19 protein-coding genes and 2 pseudogenes are annotated in these 22,351 nt (G+C 32.6%); 14 read left to right on the top strand and 7 right to left on the bottom strand.

Features of this window, described 5'->3' with window-relative positions:
• Nucleotides 1-355 precede the first annotated feature (355 nt).
• From P5P89_RS13320 to P5P89_RS13355, 8 genes are all read left to right on the top strand, one after another.
• Complete coding sequence (locus tag P5P89_RS13320; protein ID WP_278008766.1) at nt 356-775, top strand: hypothetical protein; 420 nt, start codon at nt 356-358, stop codon at nt 773-775.
• A gap of 333 nt (nt 776-1,108) precedes the next feature.
• On the top strand, nt 1,109-3,625 hold the full coding sequence (topA, locus tag P5P89_RS13325; RefSeq protein WP_278008767.1) for a type I DNA topoisomerase: 2,517 nt from the start codon (nt 1,109-1,111) through the stop codon (nt 3,623-3,625).
• A 3-nt stretch (nt 3,626-3,628) separates the two neighbouring features.
• The gene (locus P5P89_RS13330) at nt 3,629-4,780 is read left to right on the top strand and encodes a formimidoylglutamase (protein WP_278008768.1); all 1,152 of its coding nucleotides are present in this window, start codon (nt 3,629-3,631) and stop codon (nt 4,778-4,780) included.
• A 259-nt stretch (nt 4,781-5,039) separates the two neighbouring features.
• Entirely contained in the window at nt 5,040-6,431 is a 1,392-nt protein-coding gene (gene porK, locus P5P89_RS13335) for a T9SS ring complex lipoprotein PorK/GldK (protein ID WP_269234823.1), read from the top strand.
• Nucleotides 6,432-6,490: 59 nt separating this feature from the next.
• A complete protein-coding gene (porL, locus tag P5P89_RS13340; protein ID WP_278008770.1) occupies nt 6,491-7,138 on the top strand; it encodes a type IX secretion system motor protein PorL/GldL in 648 nt (215 codons plus the stop codon).
• 51 nt (nt 7,139-7,189) lie between these two features.
• On the top strand, nt 7,190-8,728 hold the full coding sequence (gene porM / locus P5P89_RS13345; protein WP_223678842.1) for a type IX secretion system motor protein PorM/GldM: 1,539 nt from the start codon (nt 7,190-7,192) through the stop codon (nt 8,726-8,728).
• A 44-nt stretch (nt 8,729-8,772) separates the two neighbouring features.
• Complete coding sequence (gene porN / locus P5P89_RS13350) at nt 8,773-9,762, top strand: type IX secretion system ring subunit PorN/GldN (protein WP_269237897.1); 990 nt, start codon at nt 8,773-8,775, stop codon at nt 9,760-9,762.
• Between the two features lie 72 nt (nt 9,763-9,834).
• On the top strand, nt 9,835-10,908 hold the full coding sequence (locus tag P5P89_RS13355; protein WP_278008771.1) for an NAD(P)/FAD-dependent oxidoreductase: 1,074 nt from the start codon (nt 9,835-9,837) through the stop codon (nt 10,906-10,908).
• Here P5P89_RS13355 and P5P89_RS13360 read toward each other — a convergent pair.
• A pseudogene (locus tag P5P89_RS13360) lies at nt 10,889-11,271 on the bottom strand (DUF983 domain-containing protein). The gene P5P89_RS13355 and the pseudogene P5P89_RS13360 overlap by 20 nt on opposite strands.
• A gap of 166 nt (nt 11,272-11,437) precedes the next feature.
• Here P5P89_RS13360 and P5P89_RS13365 point away from each other — a divergent pair.
• The 3 genes and pseudogenes from P5P89_RS13365 to P5P89_RS13375 all read left to right on the top strand — a co-directional run bounded on the left by P5P89_RS13365 (nt 11,438) and on the right by P5P89_RS13375 (nt 14,942).
• A complete protein-coding gene (locus P5P89_RS13365) occupies nt 11,438-11,704 on the top strand; it encodes a hypothetical protein (protein WP_278008772.1) in 267 nt (88 codons plus the stop codon).
• Nucleotides 11,705-11,780: 76 nt separating this feature from the next.
• Nucleotides 11,781-12,779 (top strand): TerC/Alx family metal homeostasis membrane protein, encoded by a 999-nt coding sequence (locus tag P5P89_RS13370; protein ID WP_278008773.1) that lies wholly within the window; start codon nt 11,781-11,783, stop codon nt 12,777-12,779.
• A 247-nt stretch (nt 12,780-13,026) separates the two neighbouring features.
• Nucleotides 13,027-14,942: pseudogene (locus P5P89_RS13375) on the top strand (ABC-F family ATP-binding cassette domain-containing protein).
• Nucleotides 14,943-14,991: 49 nt separating this feature from the next.
• On the opposite strand, the gene P5P89_RS13380 reads toward P5P89_RS13375, so the two are convergent.
• Entirely contained in the window at nt 14,992-15,954 is a 963-nt protein-coding gene (locus tag P5P89_RS13380; protein ID WP_223678795.1) for an App1 family protein, read from the bottom strand.
• Between the two features lie 62 nt (nt 15,955-16,016).
• Between P5P89_RS13380 and P5P89_RS13385 the strand changes: the two genes are divergently transcribed.
• Nucleotides 16,017-16,886: a diacylglycerol/lipid kinase family protein gene (locus P5P89_RS13385; protein ID WP_278008774.1), complete on the top strand. Its 870-nt coding sequence runs from the start codon at nt 16,017-16,019 to the stop codon at nt 16,884-16,886.
• Between the two features lies 1 nt (nt 16,887).
• Here the strand turns inward: P5P89_RS13385 and P5P89_RS13390 are convergent, their stop codons facing one another.
• A complete protein-coding gene (locus P5P89_RS13390) occupies nt 16,888-18,033 on the bottom strand; it encodes a peptidogalycan biosysnthesis protein (RefSeq protein WP_278008775.1) in 1,146 nt (381 codons plus the stop codon).
• Nucleotides 18,034-18,152: 119 nt separating this feature from the next.
• Nucleotides 18,153-18,641: a DUF1761 domain-containing protein gene (locus P5P89_RS13395; protein ID WP_278008776.1), complete on the bottom strand. Its 489-nt coding sequence runs from the start codon at nt 18,639-18,641 to the stop codon at nt 18,153-18,155.
• A 209-nt stretch (nt 18,642-18,850) separates the two neighbouring features.
• On the opposite strand from P5P89_RS13395, the gene P5P89_RS13400 reads away from it, so the two are divergent.
• Both P5P89_RS13400 and P5P89_RS13405 read left to right on the top strand, forming a co-directional pair.
• Nucleotides 18,851-19,456: a leucine-rich repeat domain-containing protein gene (locus P5P89_RS13400; RefSeq protein ID WP_278008777.1), complete on the top strand. Its 606-nt coding sequence runs from the start codon at nt 18,851-18,853 to the stop codon at nt 19,454-19,456.
• Nucleotides 19,457-19,672: 216 nt separating this feature from the next.
• The gene (locus P5P89_RS13405; protein WP_163392859.1) at nt 19,673-19,978 is read left to right on the top strand and encodes a hypothetical protein; all 306 of its coding nucleotides are present in this window, start codon (nt 19,673-19,675) and stop codon (nt 19,976-19,978) included.
• Between the two features lie 86 nt (nt 19,979-20,064).
• On the opposite strand, the gene P5P89_RS13410 is transcribed toward P5P89_RS13405, so the two are convergent.
• From P5P89_RS13410 to P5P89_RS13420, 3 genes are all read right to left on the bottom strand, one after another.
• Entirely contained in the window at nt 20,065-20,655 is a 591-nt protein-coding gene (locus P5P89_RS13410) for a hypothetical protein (RefSeq protein WP_278008778.1), read from the bottom strand.
• Between the two features lie 92 nt (nt 20,656-20,747).
• Nucleotides 20,748-21,248 carry a hypothetical protein gene (locus P5P89_RS13415; RefSeq protein WP_278008779.1) on the bottom strand — a complete coding sequence of 167 codons (501 nt, stop codon included), beginning with the start codon at nt 21,246-21,248 and terminating at the stop codon, nt 20,748-20,750.
• A gap of 410 nt (nt 21,249-21,658) precedes the next feature.
• Entirely contained in the window at nt 21,659-22,345 is a 687-nt protein-coding gene (locus tag P5P89_RS13420; protein ID WP_278008780.1) for a hypothetical protein, read from the bottom strand.
• Nucleotides 22,346-22,351: the final 6 nt, after the last annotated feature.

Consider the following 22,351-nt stretch of genomic DNA (forward strand, 5'->3'; position numbering starts at 1 on the left):
TAAAGAATTAACAATGTTTTCAGAATCGTTTGTTACCATTGTTTTGCAAATACATTTTACTTATTAGAAGCTATTTCCGGCTTTCCGTTTCAAGTCCTAATTAAAAAAGCAAAGTTTCTAATGTTTTAAAAAGAGCTTCCGCTGGTCGCTTTTTTAAAACAGGAAACTTTGCTTTTTTAACTCCGGGCTTTACACTTCAAATGAAATTCACTGAACTCCAATTAAAATAAAAGTATAGTGAAGTGATCCGGGCTATGGTATTCGGTTTCGGAAGAAATATGTGTTTGAAATTAAGTAATTTGGAAATACTTATAAGAGGCTGTATCTTTGTGAATTAACATAAAATCACGTACAAATGAATGAAAATGTATTAAGAAAAGAGAGAGAAAATGTGTTTAAAATTAATCACTATTATTATTTAGTAGATCGTTGTTATAGTGGAATTGGGAAAAAATATATTCCTGTTAGGCTTCTTAAGCGAAATAATACATTATTAAGTTTTCTAAATTTATTAGATGGCGACGAATTTGAAATATCTGAAAATAATTTTTATATTCTTAAACATAGAAATTTAAATCTTTCAGAAGCATTAGCATATAAAATCGGAAAGTATAAGCCGCTAAAGAAAAATCTATTTAAAAATTTAAAGGAACCTTTATATATGATTAATTACGATAACGAAAGTACTTATATTATACATGTCGTTTGTTCCCGTAAGAATGAGTTTTCTAATGAATTTATACACAAGAAATTTTTCTTAGAAAAAAAGAATTGATTTAGATAGCATAACCACTTTGGAGGACTTGGAGAATGAAACTAAAGAGTTTAAATATGTAGAATGTTTATTTGAAATTTTGTTTAATAAAGATTTTGAAAATACAGATAAATTTGTCTTGGAAGCTTTTCAAAAAGAAAAATAAAAGTATTTAGGAATAATAAGTACATTTCTCGGTCATGAACTCTTAAAAACCATACCTATATATATAATCAATCTGTTTATAGACAAATCTGCAATTTTTAGAATCATATTGTCAAAATACTTCAAAAATGAATTATCAGGGTTGATATTTAAAAAAAACTTCTACTTTTGTTGCAGAAAAAAAGAGAAATGGCAAAGAATTTAGTAATAGTGGAGTCACCTGCAAAGGCAAAAACGATCGAGAAATTTCTCGGTAGCGATTTTCAGGTGGAGTCAAGTTATGGTCACATAGCTGACTTACCATCAAAGGAAATAGGGGTAGATGTTGAGAATGGTTTTAAACCTAAATATGAGGTTTCCCCTGATAAAAAAGCCTTGGTAACGAAACTAAAATCACTTTCTAAGAATGCCGAAACGGTTTGGTTAGCAAGCGATGAGGACCGCGAGGGAGAAGCCATTTCATGGCACTTAGCGGAAGAATTAAAGCTGGATACAAAAAAGACCAAAAGAATTGTTTTTCATGAGATTACAAAATCTGCGATTCTTAAAGCAATTGACAATCCAAGAGAAATTGATTATAATTTAGTAAACGCACAACAGGCAAGACGTGTTCTGGACCGTTTAGTAGGTTATGAATTGTCTCCGGTTTTGTGGAGAAAAATCAAAGGCGGACTTTCAGCTGGTCGTGTGCAGTCTGTTTCTGTACGTCTGATTGTAGAAAGGGAACGTGAAATTCAGAACTTTAACGCAGTTGCAACATATTCAATAGTTGCAGAATTTGTAAACGAAGCAGGAAAAGCTTTTAAAGCAAAATTGCCAAAAAACTTCAATACTAAAAAAGAAGCCGAAGATTTCTTAAATCAAAACATCGGTTCTATATATAAGGTAGCAGATTTAGAAACTAAACCTACCAAAAAATCGCCAACAGCACCTTTTACAACTTCTACTTTGCAACAAGAAGCAGCAAGAAAACTGTATTTGCCAGTAGGAATCACAATGCAGCTTGCTCAGCGTTTATACGAAGCAGGACTTATTACTTATATGAGAACCGATAGTGTAAATCTTTCTAAAGATGCAATGGATGCTGCTGAAGCTGAAATTATAAAATCATACGGAAAAGAATTTTCTAAACCCCGAACTTTTGCAAACAAAAGTAAGGGAGCACAAGAAGCGCACGAAGCAATTCGTCCGACAGATATGTCGCGTCATACAGTAAATATTGACCGTGACCAGGCTCGTTTATATGATTTGATCTGGAAAAGAACATTGGCATCTCAAATGAGTGATGCACAATTAGAAAGAACCAATGTAAAAATCGAAGCCAATAATCATGGTGAAATTTTTACAGCTTCAGGAGAAGTTTTGCTTTTTGAAGGTTTCTTGAAAGTTTATTTGGAAGGGCACGATGATGATGAAGAAGAACAAGAAGGAATGTTGCCTGCATTAAAAGTAAATGAAAAGTTAGCTAATAATTACATCACAGCAACTGAAAGATATTCAAGGCCGCCAGCAAGATATACAGAAGCTTCTTTGGTGAAAAAATTAGAAGAATTAGGAATTGGACGTCCTTCTACATACGCGCCAACTATCTCTACTATTATCAACAGAAATTATGTTGAAAAAGGCACACTTGAAGGTGTAGAACGTAATTATACGCAACTTACTTTACAAAACAGTAAAGTGGGCGAAAAAGTATTAAAAGAGAATACTGGTTCTGATAAAGGAAAATTAGTTCCAACAGATATAGGAACTATCGTTACTGATTTCTTAGTGAAAAACTTCGGGAATATTCTTGATTATAATTTCACAGCAAAAGTAGAGCAGGATTTTGATGAAATTGCGGAAGGAAATATTGACTGGGCAACTATGATGCAGGAGTTCTATGATAAGTTTCATCCAAATGTGAAGGACGTAGAGGCAAATGCGGAAAGAGAAAGCGGTGAAAGGATTCTGGGTAAAGATGCAGATGGAAGGCAGGTATCTGTTCGTTTGGGGAAATTTGGCCCTATGGCGCAGATTGGGGAAGCTGATGATGAAGATAAAAAGTTTGCCAGTTTAATGGCGGATCAGAATATTGGAAATATTACATTAGAAGAAGCTTTGAATTTATTTTTACTGCCTAAAAATTTAGGAGAATATAAAGGGGAAGAAGTGGAAGTAAGTAACGGACGTTATGGGCCTTATGTACGTCATGGTAGTGTTTTTATTTCTCTTCCAAGAGGAGAGGATCCCCTTGCTGTTACAAAGGAAAGAGCAAAGCAACTAATTGACGAAAAAGCACTTGCTGATGCGCCAATTGCAGTTTACAAAGGCGAAGCAGTTCAAAAGGGTGTGGGGCGTTTTGGTCCGTTTATAAAGTGGAATGGTCTTTTCGTGAATGTGAGCAAAAAATACAATTTTGATAATTTATCTCAGGCTGATGTTGAAGAACTAATCGAAGATAAATTGCAAAAAAATATTGATAAGGTTCTTCATAATTGGGAAGAAGAAGGAATTGTAGTTGAAAAAGCACGTTGGGGACGTTCGGTAATCTTAAAGGGAAAAATCAAAATTGAATTGAGTAAGGATGTTGATGCTACAAAATTAACACTGGCTCAGGTTCAGGAGATGATTGCTGCAAAAACGCCGGCAAAGAAAACAACTGCAAAAAAGGCAACAACGACTAAAAAAGCACCAGCAAAAAAAACAGCTGCTAAAAAGAAATAAAAAATGGAATTTGATTTTCTGGAACCAGTTAGCGAAGGAGTTTTAAAATTTATTAGTTCTCTGTCTTCTCAAGAATTGGGGAGTAAAATTGTTTTCCATACTCAGGATCAGTTTCCTGATATAGATAAAATAAACATTGCTATCATCGGTGTTTTAGAAGATCGTAGAAATATTGATATTGTTAATGAAGTAAACCTGACAGCTGTTCGTAAAAAACTTTATAGTATGTTTCCCGGTAATTGGGATGCTTCAATTGCTGATTTAGGAGATATTTTGGCCGGAGAGTCAGTTGAGGATACTTATTTTGCGCTTAAAAAAGTAACTTCATCATTAATTAAAAATAAAGTTATTCCTATAGTTATAGGAGGTTCACAAGATTTGACATATGCTTTGTATCGTGCTTATGATGATCTGGAGCAAATGGTGAATATGGTTTCTGTAGATAACAGATTTGATTTTGGTAAAGAAAATGAAATAGTTTCTTCTAATTCGTATTTGACAAAAATCATAATTGATGAGCCTAATAATCTATTTAACTATTGTAATATTGGTTATCAAACTTATTATAATTCTCAGGAAGAAATTGATTTGGTTGAAAAACTGTTTTTCGACGCTTATCGCTTAGGTGAAATTTCAAACAATATAGCTTTGGCTGAACCTGTTTTCAGGGATGCTGATTTAGTTAGTATCGATTTGAATTCTGTAAAATCTTCGGATTCAGGAAATATCATATCTTTTGAGCCGAACGGTTTTAATGGAAAAGAGATTTGCTCTCTAGCGCGTTATGCAGGAATTAGCGATAAAGTTTCATCATTTGGGATCTTTAATCATAATAGCAGTATACCTGAGTCAGCTTTAATTGCGCAAATAATTTGGTATTTTGTTGAAGGTTATCATTATCGTTCAAAGGAGTATCCTTTTGGAAGCAGAACAAATTATCTAAAGTATATAGTGCCGCTTGAAGATGAAGAATTAATTTTTTACAAAAGCGATAAAACAGATCGCTGGTGGATCGAAATTCCATTCCTGTCAAACGGAAGCAATAAATTAAAAAGAAATACGTTGTTACCTTGTTCTTATGATGAATATTTGTGTGCTTGTAATCAGGAATTACCGGAAAGATGGTGGAAAGCACAACGAAAGAACGCTTTATAATGAATGTATTTTGTTAAAAATCTTAATTTTTAATTTTATAAAGATTTTATTTTATTTTGAAATACCGCAATAAAAACATTAATCATAAAAAATTGCATTTTACGACTATTATTTTTAACTCTTTCTTGATAAAATATTTTTTTTATTTTTTTTAACATTAATTTTGACCGCTGAAATAAATATAGATATAGTATTGTTTATTTAAAAAATAATAAATACGTTTACGACTTATAATAATGAATAGAAATCCCAAATTTATATGAAGAAGTTTATTGCATTTGCGACAATGTTAACACTAGTAATTGGCTGTGGTAAATCCGGTGATAAAGGCGAATTAGTTGGTGTGCAAGGAGGAAAATGGCATCCTGAAAAGCCTTATGGAATGACTTTGATTCCAGGCGGATCTTTTATTATGGGTAAATCCGATGGTGATTTAGCAGCGGTAGAAGATGCTCCTACTAAAACTGTAACAGTTCGTTCTTTTTATATGGATGAAACAGAAATTACAAATTCTGAATATCGTCAGTTTGTAGAGTGGGTAAAAGACTCCACAATGAGAGTTCGTTTGGCTATTTTGGCTGATGAAACCGGACAAAAATCAGCTGGAGGAACAGGTAAAAAAGCGGGTAGTATTGCGGATTATGCATTTAATGATTCTGAGCCTGAGAAAATGACTGCATATGATAAATATATGTATGATAATTATTATAGTGTAGGAACAAAAGATGATCCTTATGCTGGAAGAAAATTAAACAAAAAAGTTAAATTAATTAAAGATACAAAAGCTTATCCAGACGAATATTATGCTGAGGTAATGGATTCAATGTATTTGCCAATTGAAGAATCTTATAATGGATTGAGAACAATTGATGTGAATAAATTAAAATTTCGTTATTCATGGATGGATATTCAGGCAGCTGCTAAAGCTAAAGTTGGTAAGCGAAAAGACTTCGTGAAAACAGAAGAAGTGCCGATTTATCCTGATACCGCTGTTTGGATTAAAGATTTTGCTTATTCTTATAATGAGCCAATGCATAATGATTATTTTTGGCATAAAGCATATGGAGATTATCCTGTAGTAGGGGTAACTTGGAAACAAGCTAAGGCTTTCTGTGCTTGGAGAACTTTAAATAAAAATAGTTATATAAAATCAAAGAAAAAAGGACGTGACTTAGTTAATGCTTTCAGATTGCCAACTGAAGCTGAATGGGAGTATGCTGCAAGGGGAGGTCTGGAATCTGCAACATATCCTTGGGGTGGTCCATACACAAGAAGTGACAGAGGGTGTTTTATGGCAAACTTTAAACCTAGCAGAGGAGATTATGCAGCAGATGAAGCTTTGTATACTGTAGAGGCAAAATCTTATGAAATGAATGGATATGGATTGTATAATATGGCAGGAAACGTTTCAGAATGGACTGATTCGGCTTATAATCCAAATGCGTATGAATATGTTTCAACCATGAATCCAAACGTGATTGATGGAAATAATCAAAGAAAAGTTGTTCGTGGTGGTTCATGGAAAGATGTTGCTTACTTTTTACAAGTAGGAACACGTGATCATGAATATGCGGATTCTGCAAGAAGTTATATTGGGTTCAGAACCGTACAGGATTATATGGGTACTCAGGCTACAGGAAGTAAAAAATAAATTAAATTCAATTCAATAACCAAATCTAAATCTAAATTAAAACCTAAAAAAGTATTATTATGGCATTATTAAGTAAAAAAGCAATGAATTTCGCTTATGGTATGGGAGCGGCAGTAGTAATTATTGGAGCATTATTCAAAATTACTCACTTTGAAATTGGACCTTTAACAGGTACCTTAATGCTTTCAGTCGGATTAGTTACAGAAGCGTTAATTTTTGCATTATCAGCTTTTGAACCTGTAGAAGATGAATTAGACTGGACTCTTGTGTATCCTGAATTAGCAAATGGTCAGCCAAAAAAGAAAGCTGATAAAGTTGAGACTCCATCTGACGCTCAGGGATTATTGTCTCAAAAATTAGATGTAATGCTTAAAGAAGCTAAAATCGACGGAGAGTTAATGTCAAGCTTAGGAAACAGTATTAAAAATTTCGAATCAGCTGCTAAAGGAATTGCTCCAACAGTAGATTCTATCGCATCTACTAAAAAATACAGCGAAGAATTGTCAATGGCTGCTGCTCAAATGGAGTCATTAAACAGCTTGTATAAAGTTCAGTTAGAAAGTGCAGCAAGAAATGCTGACGCTAATAAAGAAATCGCTGAAAATGCATCTAAATTGAAAGAGCAAATGCAATCTATGACTGCTAATATTGCTTCTTTAAACAATGTTTATGGTGGTATGCTTTCTGCAATGAGTAACAAAGGATAATTAGTTTTTAACTATATATTAAATTTATTAATAAAAACTAATTAGAAAAAAATGGCAGGAGGAAAATTAACCCCTAGACAGAAGATGATTAACCTGATGTATCTGGTTTTCATCGCAATGTTAGCAATGAATATGTCCAAAGAAGTATTGTCTGCTTTTGGATTAATGAATGAAAAATTTGAAAGTGCAAATACATCGTCTGAGCAAACAAATGCTGGACTATTGTCTTCACTTGATCAAAAAGCTGCTGAGGCAAAAGGAGAATTTGCCGCTGCTGCAGTTACAGCTCATAAAGTTGAATCAGCTTCAAAAGAGTTTTATGCATACATCGGTGGATTAAAAGGCGATGTTTTAAAAGGTTTTGAAACTGATAAAGAGACTGGGAAATTGCCTTATGAGGCAATGGACAAAGGAGATAATATCGACAACTGGTTTACAGGTGAAGGATATACTGCAAAAGGAAATGAAATCATTTCTAAAATCGAGAAATACAAAGCTGACATGAAAGCAGCTTTATCTGATAAAAAGTATGCAGCTATAGTTGCAGAAATTGAAAAGAAATTTGATGTTTCTGATGTTAAAAATAAAGAAGGATTGAAAGATAAGTATTTGGCTTATCACTTTAAAGGTTTTCCAGCTGTAGCTTCATTAGCTAAACTTTCAGCCTGGCAAAATGATGTTCAAAAAGCAGAATCAGATGTTTATAGTGCTGCATTAGGAAAAGCTGCTGTTGCTGCTGCATCCTACAGTAACTATCAGGCAATCGTAGTTTTAGATAAGAATGCATATTTCCAAGGTGAAAAAGTAACCGGTAAAGTAGTTTTAGGTCGTTATGATGAAAATACTAAGCCAACTTCATTCCAAGGACCTGGTCAAATTGTTAATGGTCAAGCTGTTATCTCATTAACCGCAGGTGGTGTAGGAGAGCAAGACATTAATGGTCAATTTACATTCTTGGAAGATGGTAAAAATATTCCGCTTAAATTTTCAGGAAAATATGTTGTAGTTCCTAGACCAAATTCTGCTACAATTTCTGCTGATAAAATGAATGTTGTTTATAGAGGTGTTGTTAATCCAATCTCTGTTTCTTTTGCTGGTGTTGATGCTAATAAAATTGTTGCCAGTGCACCGGGATTAAATTCTGCAGGTAAACCAGGTAAATACAATATGAGCCCAGGTTCAGGTACAGAGGCTACTATTTCTGTTACAGGTACACTACCAAACGGAGATAAAGTTACAGACAAGAAAACATTCAGAATTAAAGGGATTCCTGGTCCAACGGGTACAATTAGAGGTGAGATGGGTGTTGTTAAAGGACCTAAATCTAACTTAGAGATTGCTACAATAGGTGCTAAATTGCTTGATTTCGATTTTGAAGTTGGTTTAGATGTAGTTGGATTCAATTTAAAAATTGCTGGTCAGCCTACAGTTGTAGTGAATGGTAACAAAATGAATGCACAATGTAAATCAGTTCTTGCTAAAGCAGGCAGAGGAGATCAGGTTACTATTTCTGAAATTAAAACTAAACTTGTTGGAGCTGGAAGTTATTTATTGCCAAGAACCGCTCCGGTAATTTACGAAATACAATAATAAAGTAGGTAAAACTACGTTCAATATCTTATAATGATATCATGATGAAAGTAAGAAATTTTTTAATAGCTATTGTTTCTATCGCCGGAAGTTATACTTCTACTGCGCAATCTAACTTGCTTAATGCGAAGACACCTGCACAAATTGGACTTAAAACTCCTGCACAGCTTATCTCAGATAATGACAAGCCTTTGGCTTATGGTTATGTAGATGATAGAGATGTATTAATGGGGAAAACTACCTGGGAAATTATTGATTTAAATGAGAAGATCAACTTTCCCTTATATTTTCCGGTAGATACAGCTAATATTGGTTCTGATAGACGTTCACTTTATGATGTTTTGACGAAAGCTATGAAAAATGGCAAAATAACTGAGGTATATGCTGATAGTTATTTCAATACTAAAAAATCTTTGAAAGACATCGAAGGATCATTATCACGTATTGATACAACAGATGCTGGTAGGGAACTGATTAACCAATATCCTGATGATTATAAGTCTCGTGTTGTTAAGAAAAAGGTTGTTACTGGTACCGGCAAGAAGAAAGTAGTTACTTATGTAGATGAAGTAGTTGGTCCTACCAGAACAGTTCCTTCAGAATATATTTTAAAACAAGACCTAACTGCTGCAGATGTTTCTCAGTATAAGATTAAAGGATATTGGTATTTTGACAAACGTCAAAGTGAGTTGAAATATCGTTTACTTGGGATTTGTCCGGTAACTCCTGATGTTTATACTATGAACAGTGATGAAAAGGATTATATTGAGTTATTCTGGATTTTTTATCCAAATTCAAGAGAAGTTTTGCATGAAGCAAAAGCTTTTAACGATAATAACTCAGCTCTTCCTATTTCGTTTGATCAAATCTTAAATTCTAGACGTTTTAATGCTGTTGTGTATAAAGAAGAAAATATGTATGGAGATCGAGAGATTAAAGAATACATGAAAGACAATGCACAAAACCAATTGTTAGAGTCAGAAAGAGTAAAAGAAAAGATTCGTAATTTCGAACAAGATATGTGGAATTACTAAGTTCCAAAAATCACATTATAACAAAAACTCTTACTACTTTTGTAGTAAGAGTTTTTTATTTACCATTAATACATGTTTGACTATTTAATCATCGGATCTGGATTGGCCGGAATTTCTTTTTCTGAAATTGCACTTAAAAACAATAAGACAATTTTAGTTATTGATAATACATCTCAGAACTCTTCTGAAGTTGCAGGCGGCTTATATAATCCGGTAATTTTGAAACGATTTAGTGAGGTTTGGGACGCTAAAAGACAATTGGCTTTAATGAATGATTTCTATAGTCAGGTGGAAGATAAACTGAAGGAGAAATTTAATTTTAAAATGCCTGTTTTAAGAAAGTTTTTCTCAATAGAAGAACAGAACAATTGGTTTGCTGCTTCAGACAAAATAAATCTGGAACCATTTTTATCTACTAAATTAATTTCTAAAAAGTTTAATGGTATTGATTCTCCTTACGGCTACGGAGAAGTTTTACATACCGGATATGTAAATACATCATTGTTGTTAGAAAAGTACAAGCAATTTTTGATTGCAAATAATTTGTTGCTTGAAGAAACTTTTGATAGTAGCTTTGTTGAGTTTTTAGACGTAGGAATTCAATACAAGAATATACAGGCTAAACATGTTATTTTTGCGGAAGGTTTTGGATTACATAAAAATCCATTCTTTAATTATCTTCCACTGGATGGGACAAAAGGTGAATTATTCATAATAAAAGCTCCTGATCTAAACCTTGATGTTATTGTAAACACAAATGTTTTTATTCTGCCATTAGGAGGAAATCTTTTCAAAGTTGGTGCTACTTACAATTGGCATGACAAGACAGCGGGGCCAACAGAAGAAGGAAAAAAAGAACTTTTAGAACGCATTAAAGAAATTATTACTTGTGATTTTGAAATCGTAAAACATTTTGGCGGTATTCGGCCAACGGTTGCTGATAGAAGACCTCTGATAGGAACTCATGAATTTTATAAATCCCTTCATATTTTAAATGGATTAGGCACACGTGGAGTAATGCTAGGTCCTTCTTTGGCACTACTATTGTTTAATCATATCGAAAAAGGAGATCCGATTGATCCTCAGGCAGATATTAAGCGTTTCCATAAAAGATATTTAAAGTCTACTATTTCTCGCCGGCTTTAGGAGTATAAGAAACAAACATATTAATGTATAAATTTCTGGCTAACCTTAAAACAAAGGGAAATAAAACTATTAAAGTAATAACAATTGATAAAAATGATTGCTCGATTGTTGTGCCGAAAAATACGAATGAAACTATAAAGGCAGCTATACCTACAGCTACATTTAATCCGTAACTCACATACATGGCACCGTAAAAAAAGACGGTTCAAGTTGATACTTTAATCCACAATGGCTACAGTTTTCATTCATTTTGAGAATATTAGTCAAATGAAGCGGATTTTTATCCACATACATACTCTCTTTTTGACATTTTGGACAACTTCCTGTTAAAATACTATTTAGTTTGGATCCTTTTTTAAACATTTTTAGGTTTTAATTTTAAAAAAACGGCATATAAAGATATACGTTTTTAATTGTATTTCGTATTACAAATAATGAATGTAAAGATAGAGATATTGATTCTAGTTGGCATATTTATTTGTATTTAACTCTTCCAAATTGTTTTCTATATGATATTTCTATTACAGAAATGGTTATAACAAGGAAACCCGAGAATCATAGATTGATGGTTTATAATGATCAATATTTGTTTCAATGGCATGTTAATCGTAATATTGCCAGAAATGAGAAATTAACCCCGCTTCAAAAAGTGCCGGTAGGTTATTTTACGTTCTTTAAGGACAAGTGGGTGTTGGTGAATCAAAAACTAACATCTTTAAAAGATGTAACAGAAAACAAAGAAATTCCGATAGGAACAATGGTTGAACTTACACACGAAAAAAATACTGTTTTCTAATGAAGAAGGACGAAGGGTGATCGTAGTAACAATGGCTAATACATAACTTTAAAAATTAACTTAATTAATATCTAAAATGAATCAACACCCAATCTTTTCGGAACATCCCGGTTTAATTGTCGTTTTCTCGATTGCAGTAGTCATTATGCTTTTACTGGATTTAGGAATCTTCAACAAAAAAAGCCACGTCGTATCAAACAAAGAAGCGATTACGTGGTCATTAGTATGGATCAGCTTAGCCATGATTTTTAGTGGTTTAGTATATCACTATGCCGGAGCTGCAAAGTTCTATGAGTTTCAATCGGCTTATTGGATAGAGAAAGCACTTTCTGTAGATAATCTATTTGTATTTATATTAGTATTTAAGTTTTTTGACGTAGCCAATCAAAACAAACATAAAGTATTGTTTTGGGGAATTATTGGAGCCTTGGTTTTAAGAGCGATATTTATATTCTCTGGAGCATTCTTGATAGAATTAACTTATCTAAACAAACTTTTAAGCCTTGCAGGAATAGAAGGATTTAAATATGATATTAACTTAATTATGACTGCTTTTGGTTTATTCTTGGTTTATGCAGGAATCAAATCATGGTCTTCTGGAGACGATGATGACGATGAAGACTACAACAACACAAGAGGAGCAAGATTAATCAGAAAGTTTTTTAGCGTAAGCGATAAATACGACGGAGATAAATTCTTTACATTCGAAAATGGAAAAAAATTAGCAACACCACTTTTAGTAGTTGTGGCAGTAATTGAGTTTACCGATTTGTTATTTGCAGTAGATTCTATCCCGGCAATTTTTGCAATTTCAAACGATCCGTTTATTCTTTACACATCTAACATCTTTGCAATTTTAGGACTTAGAGCATTATTTTTCTTATTAGATAACTTCATTCACCTATTCAGTAAATTACAATACGGATTGGCAATTATCTTATCATTTATTGGAATCAAAATGATCATTTCGCCATTCTACCATATCGATTCCATTTATTCATTATTGGTAATCGGAGGCGTATTGATTATTTCAGTAATAGCATCTATTATGTTCCCAGAACCAAAAGAAGCTTAATTCAAAATTTAGCACAAAACAAATTCTTCGTTTATATAAACGGATTGATATTTAGTATCAATCCGTTTTTTGTCTTTAAGAAATACAAAAGCGATTGGTTTTGAGGAACGAAACTTCAATTAAAAGTTATACTTTTGCACTTTCAAAATCGTAATTAAAAAAAAGCATATTCAAAAAGCTTTTAGATACGGTAATTTAATAAACAACAATGGTTTAGTAAACCATTCTATTTTACAGCAATCAAGTTATGCTTAACATACACAATCTTTCCGTTTCTTTTGGAGGAACCTATTTATTTGAAGAAGTTACTTTTCGTTTAGGAGCCGGCGACCGCGTAGGTCTTGTCGGTAAAAACGGAGCTGGTAAATCTACAATGTTAAAAATGTTAGCAGGAGATTTTAAACCAGATTCTGGAGTAATTTCTCAAGAGAAAGATATCAGAATGGGATTCTTGCGTCAAGATATTGATTTTGAACAGGGAAGAACCGTTTTGGAAGAAGCGTATGAAGCTTTTACAGAAATTAAAGTTGTAGAAAAAAAACTAGAAGAAATCAATCATCAATTGGTTACCAGAACCGATTACGAAAGTGAAGAATACGGGCAGATAATCGAAGATCTTTCGGATTATACACACCGTTTTGAACTTCTTGGAGGTTATAACTATGTTGGAGATACAGAGAAAATTCTTTTAGGTTTAGGTTTCAAAAGAGAAGTTTTTAATAACCAAACCGAAACCTTTTCTGGAGGATGGAGAATGCGTATCGAATTGGCTAAATTATTATTACAATCAAACGATGTATTGCTTCTGGATGAGCCAACCAACCACTTAGATATCGAAAGTATTATTTGGTTAGAAAATTTCCTTCGCAATTATCCTGGAGTTGTTGTAATCGTTTCGCACGATAAAATGTTCTTGGATAATGTTACCAATCGTACCATCGAAATCTCTTTAGGAAAAGCATACGACTTCAATAAACCCTATTCTCAATATTTGGAACTGCGTCATGAAATTCGCGAAAAGCAATTGGCGACTCAAAAAAATCAGCAGAAAAAATTGAAGAAACAGAAAAATTAATCGAGAAATTCCGTGCAAAAGCCTCAAAAGCTTCTATGGCGCAATCGTTGATTAAAAAATTAGATAAAGTTGAAAGAATCGAAGTTGACGAAGACGATAATTCTGTAATGAATATCTCTTTTCCAGTTTCAAAAGAACCAGGAAAAGTAGTAATCGAAGCAGAACATGTTACAAAAGCTTACGTCGACAAAACGATTCTTAAAGACATAAGTTTATTAGTAGAAAGAGGAAGTAAAATTGCTTTTGTCGGCCAAAACGGACAAGGAAAATCGACTTTCATTAAAGCATTGGTAAACGAATTTGAATATCAGGGAAATATCAAATTGGGACATAATGTACAATTAGGATATTTTGCTCAAAATCAGGCCGAATATTTAGACGGAGAAATTACATTGTTACAAACAATGGAAGATGCCGCAACTGACACCAACCGTATGAAAGTGCGTGATATGTTAGGCTCGTTTTTATTTCGCGGAGACGATGTAGAAAAAAAGGTAAAAGTACTTTCTGGAGGCGAGCGTAACCGACTTGCACTTTGTAAATTATTGTTACAGCCAATCAACGTATTGCTGATGGATGAGCCGACGAACCACTTAGACATTAAATCTAAAAACGTTCTGAAAGCTGCACTTCAAAAATTCGGGGGAACGTTATTATTAGTTTCTCACGACAGGGATTTCCTTCAGGGAATGTCAAACATCGTTTACGAATTTAAAGACCAGAAGATCAAAGAATATTTGGGCGATATCAACTTTTTCTTAGAGCAGCGCAATCTTGAAAACATGCGTGAAGTAGAGAAAAAAGATGTTGTAAAAACAGCAGCTCCAACAAAGGAAAATGCTAAAGTTTCGTACGAAGACCAGAAAAAAGGAAAAGCCCTTCAAAATAGATTAAGTAAAATTGAAAGTCAAATCAAACAATTGGAAAAAGACATTCAGCACGATGATAAAATGCTGGCTTCAAATTATGATAAACATATCGAAGATGCTTCATTTTTCACAGCATACAACAAAAAGAAAGCAGATTTAGATCAATTGCTTCTGGATTGGGAAATCGTTCAGGAAGAGATTGATAATTTTAATGCTTAGTATTTTTGTTTCAAGTTTCAGGTTTCATGTTCCAACAAGAACCTGAAACCTACTTGATAATCCCAATAGATTTTGAATGCATAATCGCTTCACTGCTTTCTTTAAAATAGCAGGCCAAAACATCGAGAGCTTCTAAGTTTTTCATGATTTTTTTGACTTCCGACTTTTGACTTTTGCCTGTTTGTCTGATATAAACTGCAATTACGGTAACCGGAAATATTTTGCATATTTGCTCGTACAGAAATGGATCGTGTTGTGAATCATCTCCTAATAATACATATTTAAGATTCGGATAGAATTCCAAAACATGTTTTATTTTGTCGAATTTATGATTGTGGTCACCGCGTCCGCTCATGAAAAAATCAGTAATGCCTCTTTTGATGTCTTTCAGTAAAATAACAGCTCTGGGCAACTTATGGATTTTGGTGAATTTTACAATAAACCGATACAAATTCCATTCACTGCTTGAGATGTAAAAGAACGCATTCTGTTCGTCCTTATTATTTCTTCCCGCTGAACTCAAAGCCTGATAATGTGGGACCACATCTTTAAAAACTTTTCGGTCATTTACATTTTTAAATAACAGGATATATATTTTCTTAAAGATGTTTTTTGTGTGCGAAATTAAAAAAGTATCGTCGATATCAGATATAATTCCCAGGTTCCCTTCGTGAGGTCTTATAAAACTACCTCTGGAAACAATGATTTCGGATTTATATCTAATACTAACTTGATATTCCATCCATCCAAAATGAAATTCCTTTTCAAGCGGAATGCAAAACTTAAAATAACCATCATCTAAAGTTTTGGTATGGATTTCTTTTTCTCCAAATTTCAGGTAAATGTCAAAATTCTGAATCGTTTTTATTCTGAACTGATTGATAATCGAACGTGCATTTTTGAAGTTTTTCTTCTGAAAATCATAGTTGTACGTTCGTTTAAATACATGCCCCATTACAATTAATTCCTGTTCATTGGCATAACCGCGATATAATTGTAAAATTGGTTTCATTAATTCCGTATATTTATGTAACTGTAATTTAATTATTTTAATTGGTTTTTAAATAGAAAATTTTGAAAAAGAATATCATATTCGTTGTAAATCCCATTTCAGGAGACTTGGATAAATCTGATTTGATTGAGTCAGTACAGGAGTTTGCAGACACAAATAACGTTGATCTGGTGGTGTACGAAACCACCGGAAAAAATGATGTTAAAAAAATACAAGACCTATACAATAAGTACAGTCCGGAACGAATTGTCGTAGCCGGAGGTGATGGTACAATTAAAATGGTAGCCGAAGCTATGGAAGAGCACGATGTTATCATTGGTATTTTGCCTGCCGGTTCTGCAAATGGGCTATCCGTTGATTTAAACTTGCCATCAACAATCGAAGAAAACCTGAAAATTGCTTTTTTAAATCATTATATCGAAATGGATATGATTTGTATTAATGGTAAAAAAAGTATTCATTTAAGCGATTTAGGTCTCAATGCCGATCTGGTTAAAAATTATGAAGAAAGTGACGTTCGCGGATTTTGGGGATACGCTTTGCAGGCATTTACAACCCTAACAGAATCCAATGAACCTTTTGTTGCGACAATTACCGCAAACAAAGAGACAGTTGAACATACAGCAAGAATGATTGTTATTGCCAATTCTCAAAAATATGGAACAGGCGTGACCATTAATCCAAATGGTGCTATGAATGACGGTAAATTTGAATTGGTAATTCTCAAAAACCTGGATTTATTTTTAATCGGAAAAATTATTACGGGTAACATGCCAATTGATACAGAAGATGTTGTTATTATTTCAACAGACAAAGCTACGATTCAAACCGATTATCCGGTGAGTTTTCAGATTGACGGTGAATATTGCGGAACACAGAAGTTGTTGGAAATCCATATTCTGCACAAGCAAATGAAAATTGCGATTCCTTAAATTATTTAAAAGGATTTCGTTCCTGCCAATCGGTTTTGGGTTCCAAATAATTAAAAAATCGCGAAATATTATGATTGATTAAAGCATTGCTGTGGGTGATCAAACCATACATTTTTACAGGTTTGGCACCTACAGAACTTTTAATCTCAAGAGCAGTTCTGGCGAAAACAATAGTTTTAAAACCTTTTTTAATGGAATACCCGATCATATCGTAAAGCATGTTCAGATACAACATTTTTTCACGTTGCACACTTTCATCATAACCTAAAAAATAGGTATCCATTACATTTCCGTTTTTTATCAATGTATTGAAACCAATTAATTTTTCTTCTAAAAAATAACCATAAAGGAGAAATTCATCTTTCATTATTTCTTTAAAAAAGCTAAAATGATTTCTGGCGAGAAAAAAAGTATTGAAAGGGGCATTTTTTGCCACATGAAAGTAGAGGTCGTAAATAATATCTTCATATTTTCGGATGTCTGATAAGGACATTTTTTGCTTTACGATTCCGTCTGCTTTTTTTCTGGCGCGTTTGTACTGGTCCCGGTATTTTTTGGATAAAGCATCAATATAATCCTGTTCTGATTTCCAGTTTTTATTGATTTCAAAAACCATGTTAGGCTGGGTAGAGAATGTATAATTATTTTTGAATTCGGCCTGCAGTGGTTCAATTTCTTTGGCAGTAAAATCTTTTATACTGGTAATATGAACTTTTTTTCCACTTGCTTTTAAATCTTTTTTAAGCTGAGTGATGGCTTTATGAAGTGTTTTTATTGCTTTGGATTGTTTTATGTTTTGAGCAAAAGCAAAAGCATTTTGCCCCGTGAGCATGTTGTTGCCCACAAACAATACATGCGAAGCGAAATTTTTAAGAGCAAAATTCCGAACAGAAGTTTTTAAGCATTTATCACGTTCTCCAAAGGATTCCAGTTTTTCTGCAAATAAAAATTGGGTCAGGACGATTCCCATAAGCTTCTCTTCTTCAAAGATTCCGATGAAATGGCAAGTCATGTTTACTGGACAGGAATTTTCCAGTACTTCGAGATATTCGCGTGTCAAAAAAATGTTTTCTGAAGCCAGCAAGTTCCATTCTAAAGGCAGCAGGGACGTGCTTTTATATATTTGAAAAGAATAGTTTGTATTCAAGAGTGTGAGCTAATTTCTTCAAAATTAGATAATATTTGCAATAACTAGTTTGCTTTAAGTTATTATTAAGAAAAATCCGTTTGATTCTGGATTTCAAACGGATTTAATTTATGTTTTTGTTATGCATATGCACAGACAATTCCACCTATAATGGTAAGGGTGAGCATCCAGTATCCTGCATGAACAAAGATGTATTTCCAAGATTTCCTTTCGAATAAACCATTGATTCCAATAACCGGGAAAGCAAAAAAAAGACCCGCCATAAAACCATGAAGAGCACCATGTTTAAAAGTGCGGTAAGCTGTTCCATAATCTGCCATAAAAGCATGAAAAGATGGTTTGGCACTTGCTATCATGGGTGGTCCGCCAATCATTCCTACGGCCCCGGACTGATGAATGGTGAACGACATTAAAGCCATTGAAATCATTACAGAGAAAATATAAGTAAAGCCAAATATTTTGAGCATATTGCCTTTTCTGAGATCTTCTTGTGTAAAATTATTTTCTCTCATCCAGATGGTTCCAAATACTTTTGGGTTGTACCAGATGAAGCCTGTTACAAGTGTAACAACAGCAGCTGCCAGAAATGTAATAAAGTTAATTTCCATAAAATAAGGTTTTTATAATTAGTTGATCAAATTTAATTAAAAATTCAGCGTGAAGGATATTTTATTTTTTGAGTATTAAACGTGTTATTTTACTTATTAACACTTTATCGACATAGCTTGTGCTGAATTTTTAAATCACATAATTTTGCAGCAAACATTGATGCCCCAAATCTATGCGAAAATTTTGTTTTTTGTTTTTACTATTTACATTGTCAAATTCAATTTTTGCAGATACGGTTTCTGATAAAGAAAAAGATACGTTGATTAAAATATATCAATCAACAAATGGAGCTGAATGGAAAATAAAATGGGATTTGACATCATCAGTTTCCACCTGGTTTGGTGTCGAAATTAATAATGGTCAGGTTGTCGGACTTAATTTGGCTGATAATAATTTAAAAGGAGAATTGCCTTCGGCTATTGGAAATTTACAGCATTTGCAAACACTGGTACTTTTTAACAATGAGATAGAAGGAAATCTGCCGGATTCTGTATATGAAATTTCGACTTTGAAAGTGCTGCTTTTGAATAATAATAAATTCTCAGGCAACCTGAGTCACAAAATAGGGAGTTTTAATTTTTTAGAAAACCTCAGTTTATTTGATAATAATTTTGAAGGTGAAGTTCCGAAAGAACTTGAAGACCTTCAAAATTTGTCAGAAATGAATCTTTCATACAATAAATTTAAAGGTTCAGTTTCAAAAAAGCTCACTTTGCTGGACGCTTTAAATATGACCATGTTAGATGAAAATGGAGATCCTTTTTTACTGGATGTACATGAAGAAAAAGATATTACCAATATTACCGTTAATTAATCGTGCTTATGAATGAATTTTACTCGTGAAAAAAGTTGATTAATCTATTTAGTTAATTGTGAAAAAACCGTACTTCGTTACGGTTTTTTTATGCTAAAAAAAGTATAATTTAATATAGGAACAGTAGCATTTTGCTTTTTTTTATAACTTTAAATATTGAATTAAAAAGCAATTTAAACTAACAAAAAATAAATTCTAACCTTTAATAATAACGTCATGGTAATACATTATCAGGGAAAACAACACGGAAAAAGTACTAAATTCACTATTAGGATAATTGGTAATAACCTTTCAAAAAGCAGTTCAAACTACCAGATTGATTTGTTGGTAGGAGATAATCAATTGCCATTATTTACTTCTGAAATTCATCAGAGTTTGTCTAATTGCCTGAGAGAGATTTATTTGTTCAGAAAACATAACGGAATTACTTTTGAAGAATCGTCTGAAAAAATTGAAACTTTATTGGTTCCTTATGATAAAGTTTTGTACGATTATAATAAGTTTGCCTTGTTTAGAGCTTAATTTATTTAGAAATTAAAAAAGAAAGGGGCTGTCTCAAAAGTCGAGACAGCCCCTTTTTTAGTATGTATAAAGAGATAGATTAGATATTATTCAAATACATAATCGTACAATATGTTTTTATCTAACCTAATATCTTTTTTAAGAGGTGTCATAATAAAAATGTATCCTTCATTTTCAATCTTATAAAATAACACATTTGCATTCAGACTTTTTAATCCATAGTATTCTATTTTGCTATATATTACTTTTGCGTTTTCACTATTGATTTTTATAGCATACTTATTAAAATTAATGCTAAAACTCTTGACAGAGTCATTATCTATTTGATTTTGTATTGCACTGTCACAGAAAAAGTCAATTTTGTTTACCTTGTAATTATTTTCAAATACATCGGGGCTTACATTAGTTTCGTATAAACCTTCATTAACAGTATTAAAATAACCAGATGTTGGATAATTATCGGATAGATGATTATTAAATTCACAGTTATTCGAAATATTTTTTAATTTAATCAATAGTAAAGAATATTTAGATTCAATTTCAAATTGTGAAATTACAGAATCTTTTCCTGCTGTATAGCTTCCAATACTAACATACTTCTTTTTAAAAAACGATAAATTTTTTATTTCTATGCTTTTATGGGGAACAAAATTTATTCCGTTCTCACTAATAGTCATTATATGCTTTTTGCAGCTCACAAAAAGGATTAATAATAGTATAATATAGAAAAATTTCATAGTTATTATAATGTGAAGTTTAATATTCTAAATTAATAGGCAAGAATAGGAAGTATCATTGATTCTCCTACTGATTCTTCCATAATAATAGGCGCTGTTTCTGGTTGCACAAACATAACAATAATTTTAGTTAATAGTATAAGTGTGTGTTCTCCAGGTCTAAAAGCTGCATCGAAACCTGCACTTCTTCCATTTTTACCCCTAAAGTTGTAATGATAACCTATTCCATCTTTACCGAAACTGACTCCTTGCGAAACATGATCATCTGAAGGTCCCATAACTCTTAGCCTATAATCCTTTGGTATGTAATTTAAATTATATCTTCCAAAATTAATTTGATAATTCCTTCCCTCATCTTTACCATTAAAAAAAGTATCATTTATATCAAACATCTTTTGATTACCAATTCTTAAAGACACATAAGTCTTTAACTTAAATTGATCACCTAAGTTGGAGTTCCATTGTCCCTTTTTACCTGTTTGATGGGTTGATGTGTAAGACACATATTGACTCAAATCTACATAACTACTCAAATTAGGTGGTGGCCCGTCTCCTCGTCCAAAACCGAAAAACTTACCTATATCTCTCCCAAGGGACTCTATATTACGTCCTACAAAATTAGCTGCATCCTGAACATTTCTGCCTACAAATCTGCCAGCCTCTCCTGCATTTCTTCTAAACCATTCTGCGTTTTACCATCTTTAAAAAAGTTGGAAACTGAACCTATAAAGCTTCCGCCCATTTGTTGGTGTGTCGTTTGGTCCCTGGTTATTTTTTGGACAAAAATCGTAATTCGAAAAATTCCGAGCTATTTGGTTTGCAATCCGTGCCTGCATAGGAACGCGCTATTGTTGCCAACTTGTAAGAACCTATGAATTAAAGGATCACATAACCTTACATTCATGTTAATCAAACCTACACTCTGCAAAGGGCATACAAAAAATTAATCACAAATTAATTTAGATATTTTTATTTTTAACAATTTTTTGTCTTGTTTATTTAATTCAATCTGTTTCAGAAACAAATCTCGATTATCAATTTCATTTTCTAGATCTGTAATCCATTGTGTCAGCTCAACACCGCACGCTTGAAAATGTTCTTTATCCCAATCCTTTTTTTTTATGATACTTAGAATCTCTTGGGCTTTAGAAGTGTTATAATGTAATGTTATTTCCATTTTTATTTGCAAAAATTCTGCTTGAAAATAAGAATTTGGAGAAATACTGAAGCGCTTAGATTGGGAGTAATTATCTATTAATGAAATCATATCTTCAACTAAAATGTTGTCATCTAATAAAAAAGGACATTCTTTTTTTATAATTTCAACAGCTTCTTCAAAAAGAAATGTATGATTTGTGTATGGAATGTCAAACTGAAAATTTCTACTATTATAAAATTGTTGCAAAACTACAGGTATCTTTAGGCACTCTTTTATATTTTCTTTCCATAGTGGATAAAGGACTAAATAAGGTCTATATTCATTGGTTCTGGGTAAATTTATTAGCTCAATCCCAAAAACTAAGGATCCAGCGATCTTATAAAATTTATTCTGAGAATACATTTTAAGTTCTTTAAAAGAATTCAACCAGTCGTAATTAACTGCATTTTTTGTTGTTTTGTCTACTTTCATGTCTAT

The sequence above is a fragment of the Flavobacterium gyeonganense genome, from assembly GCF_029625295.1.
Classification (GTDB): Bacteria; Bacteroidota; Bacteroidia; order Flavobacteriales; family Flavobacteriaceae; genus Flavobacterium; species Flavobacterium gyeonganense.

Coding starts and splice junctions, on each gene's coding strand:
- P5P89_RS13365 (WP_278008772.1), top strand. CDS start 11,438: ATGGTTATAACAAGGAAACCCGAGAATCATAGATTGATGGTTTATAAT.
- porK (WP_269234823.1), top strand. CDS start 5,040: ATGAAGAAGTTTATTGCATTTGCGACAATGTTAACACTAGTAATTGGC.
- P5P89_RS13380 (WP_223678795.1), bottom strand. CDS start 15,954: ATGAAACCAATTTTACAATTATATCGCGGTTATGCCAATGAACAGGAA.
- porL (WP_278008770.1), top strand. CDS start 6,491: ATGGCATTATTAAGTAAAAAAGCAATGAATTTCGCTTATGGTATGGGA.
- P5P89_RS13355 (WP_278008771.1), top strand. CDS start 9,835: ATGTTTGACTATTTAATCATCGGATCTGGATTGGCCGGAATTTCTTTT.
- topA (WP_278008767.1), top strand. CDS start 1,109: ATGGCAAAGAATTTAGTAATAGTGGAGTCACCTGCAAAGGCAAAAACG.
- P5P89_RS13370 (WP_278008773.1), top strand. CDS start 11,781: ATGAATCAACACCCAATCTTTTCGGAACATCCCGGTTTAATTGTCGTT.
- porM (WP_223678842.1), top strand. CDS start 7,190: ATGGCAGGAGGAAAATTAACCCCTAGACAGAAGATGATTAACCTGATG.
- P5P89_RS13330 (WP_278008768.1), top strand. CDS start 3,629: ATGGAATTTGATTTTCTGGAACCAGTTAGCGAAGGAGTTTTAAAATTT.
- P5P89_RS13320 (WP_278008766.1), top strand. CDS start 356: ATGAATGAAAATGTATTAAGAAAAGAGAGAGAAAATGTGTTTAAAATT.
- P5P89_RS13420 (WP_278008780.1), bottom strand. CDS start 22,345: ATGAAAGTAGACAAAACAACAAAAAATGCAGTTAATTACGACTGGTTG.
- P5P89_RS13410 (WP_278008778.1), bottom strand. CDS start 20,655: ATGACTATTAGTGAGAACGGAATAAATTTTGTTCCCCATAAAAGCATA.
- P5P89_RS13405 (WP_163392859.1), top strand. CDS start 19,673: ATGGTAATACATTATCAGGGAAAACAACACGGAAAAAGTACTAAATTC.
- porN (WP_269237897.1), top strand. CDS start 8,773: ATGAAAGTAAGAAATTTTTTAATAGCTATTGTTTCTATCGCCGGAAGT.
- P5P89_RS13395 (WP_278008776.1), bottom strand. CDS start 18,641: ATGGAAATTAACTTTATTACATTTCTGGCAGCTGCTGTTGTTACACTT.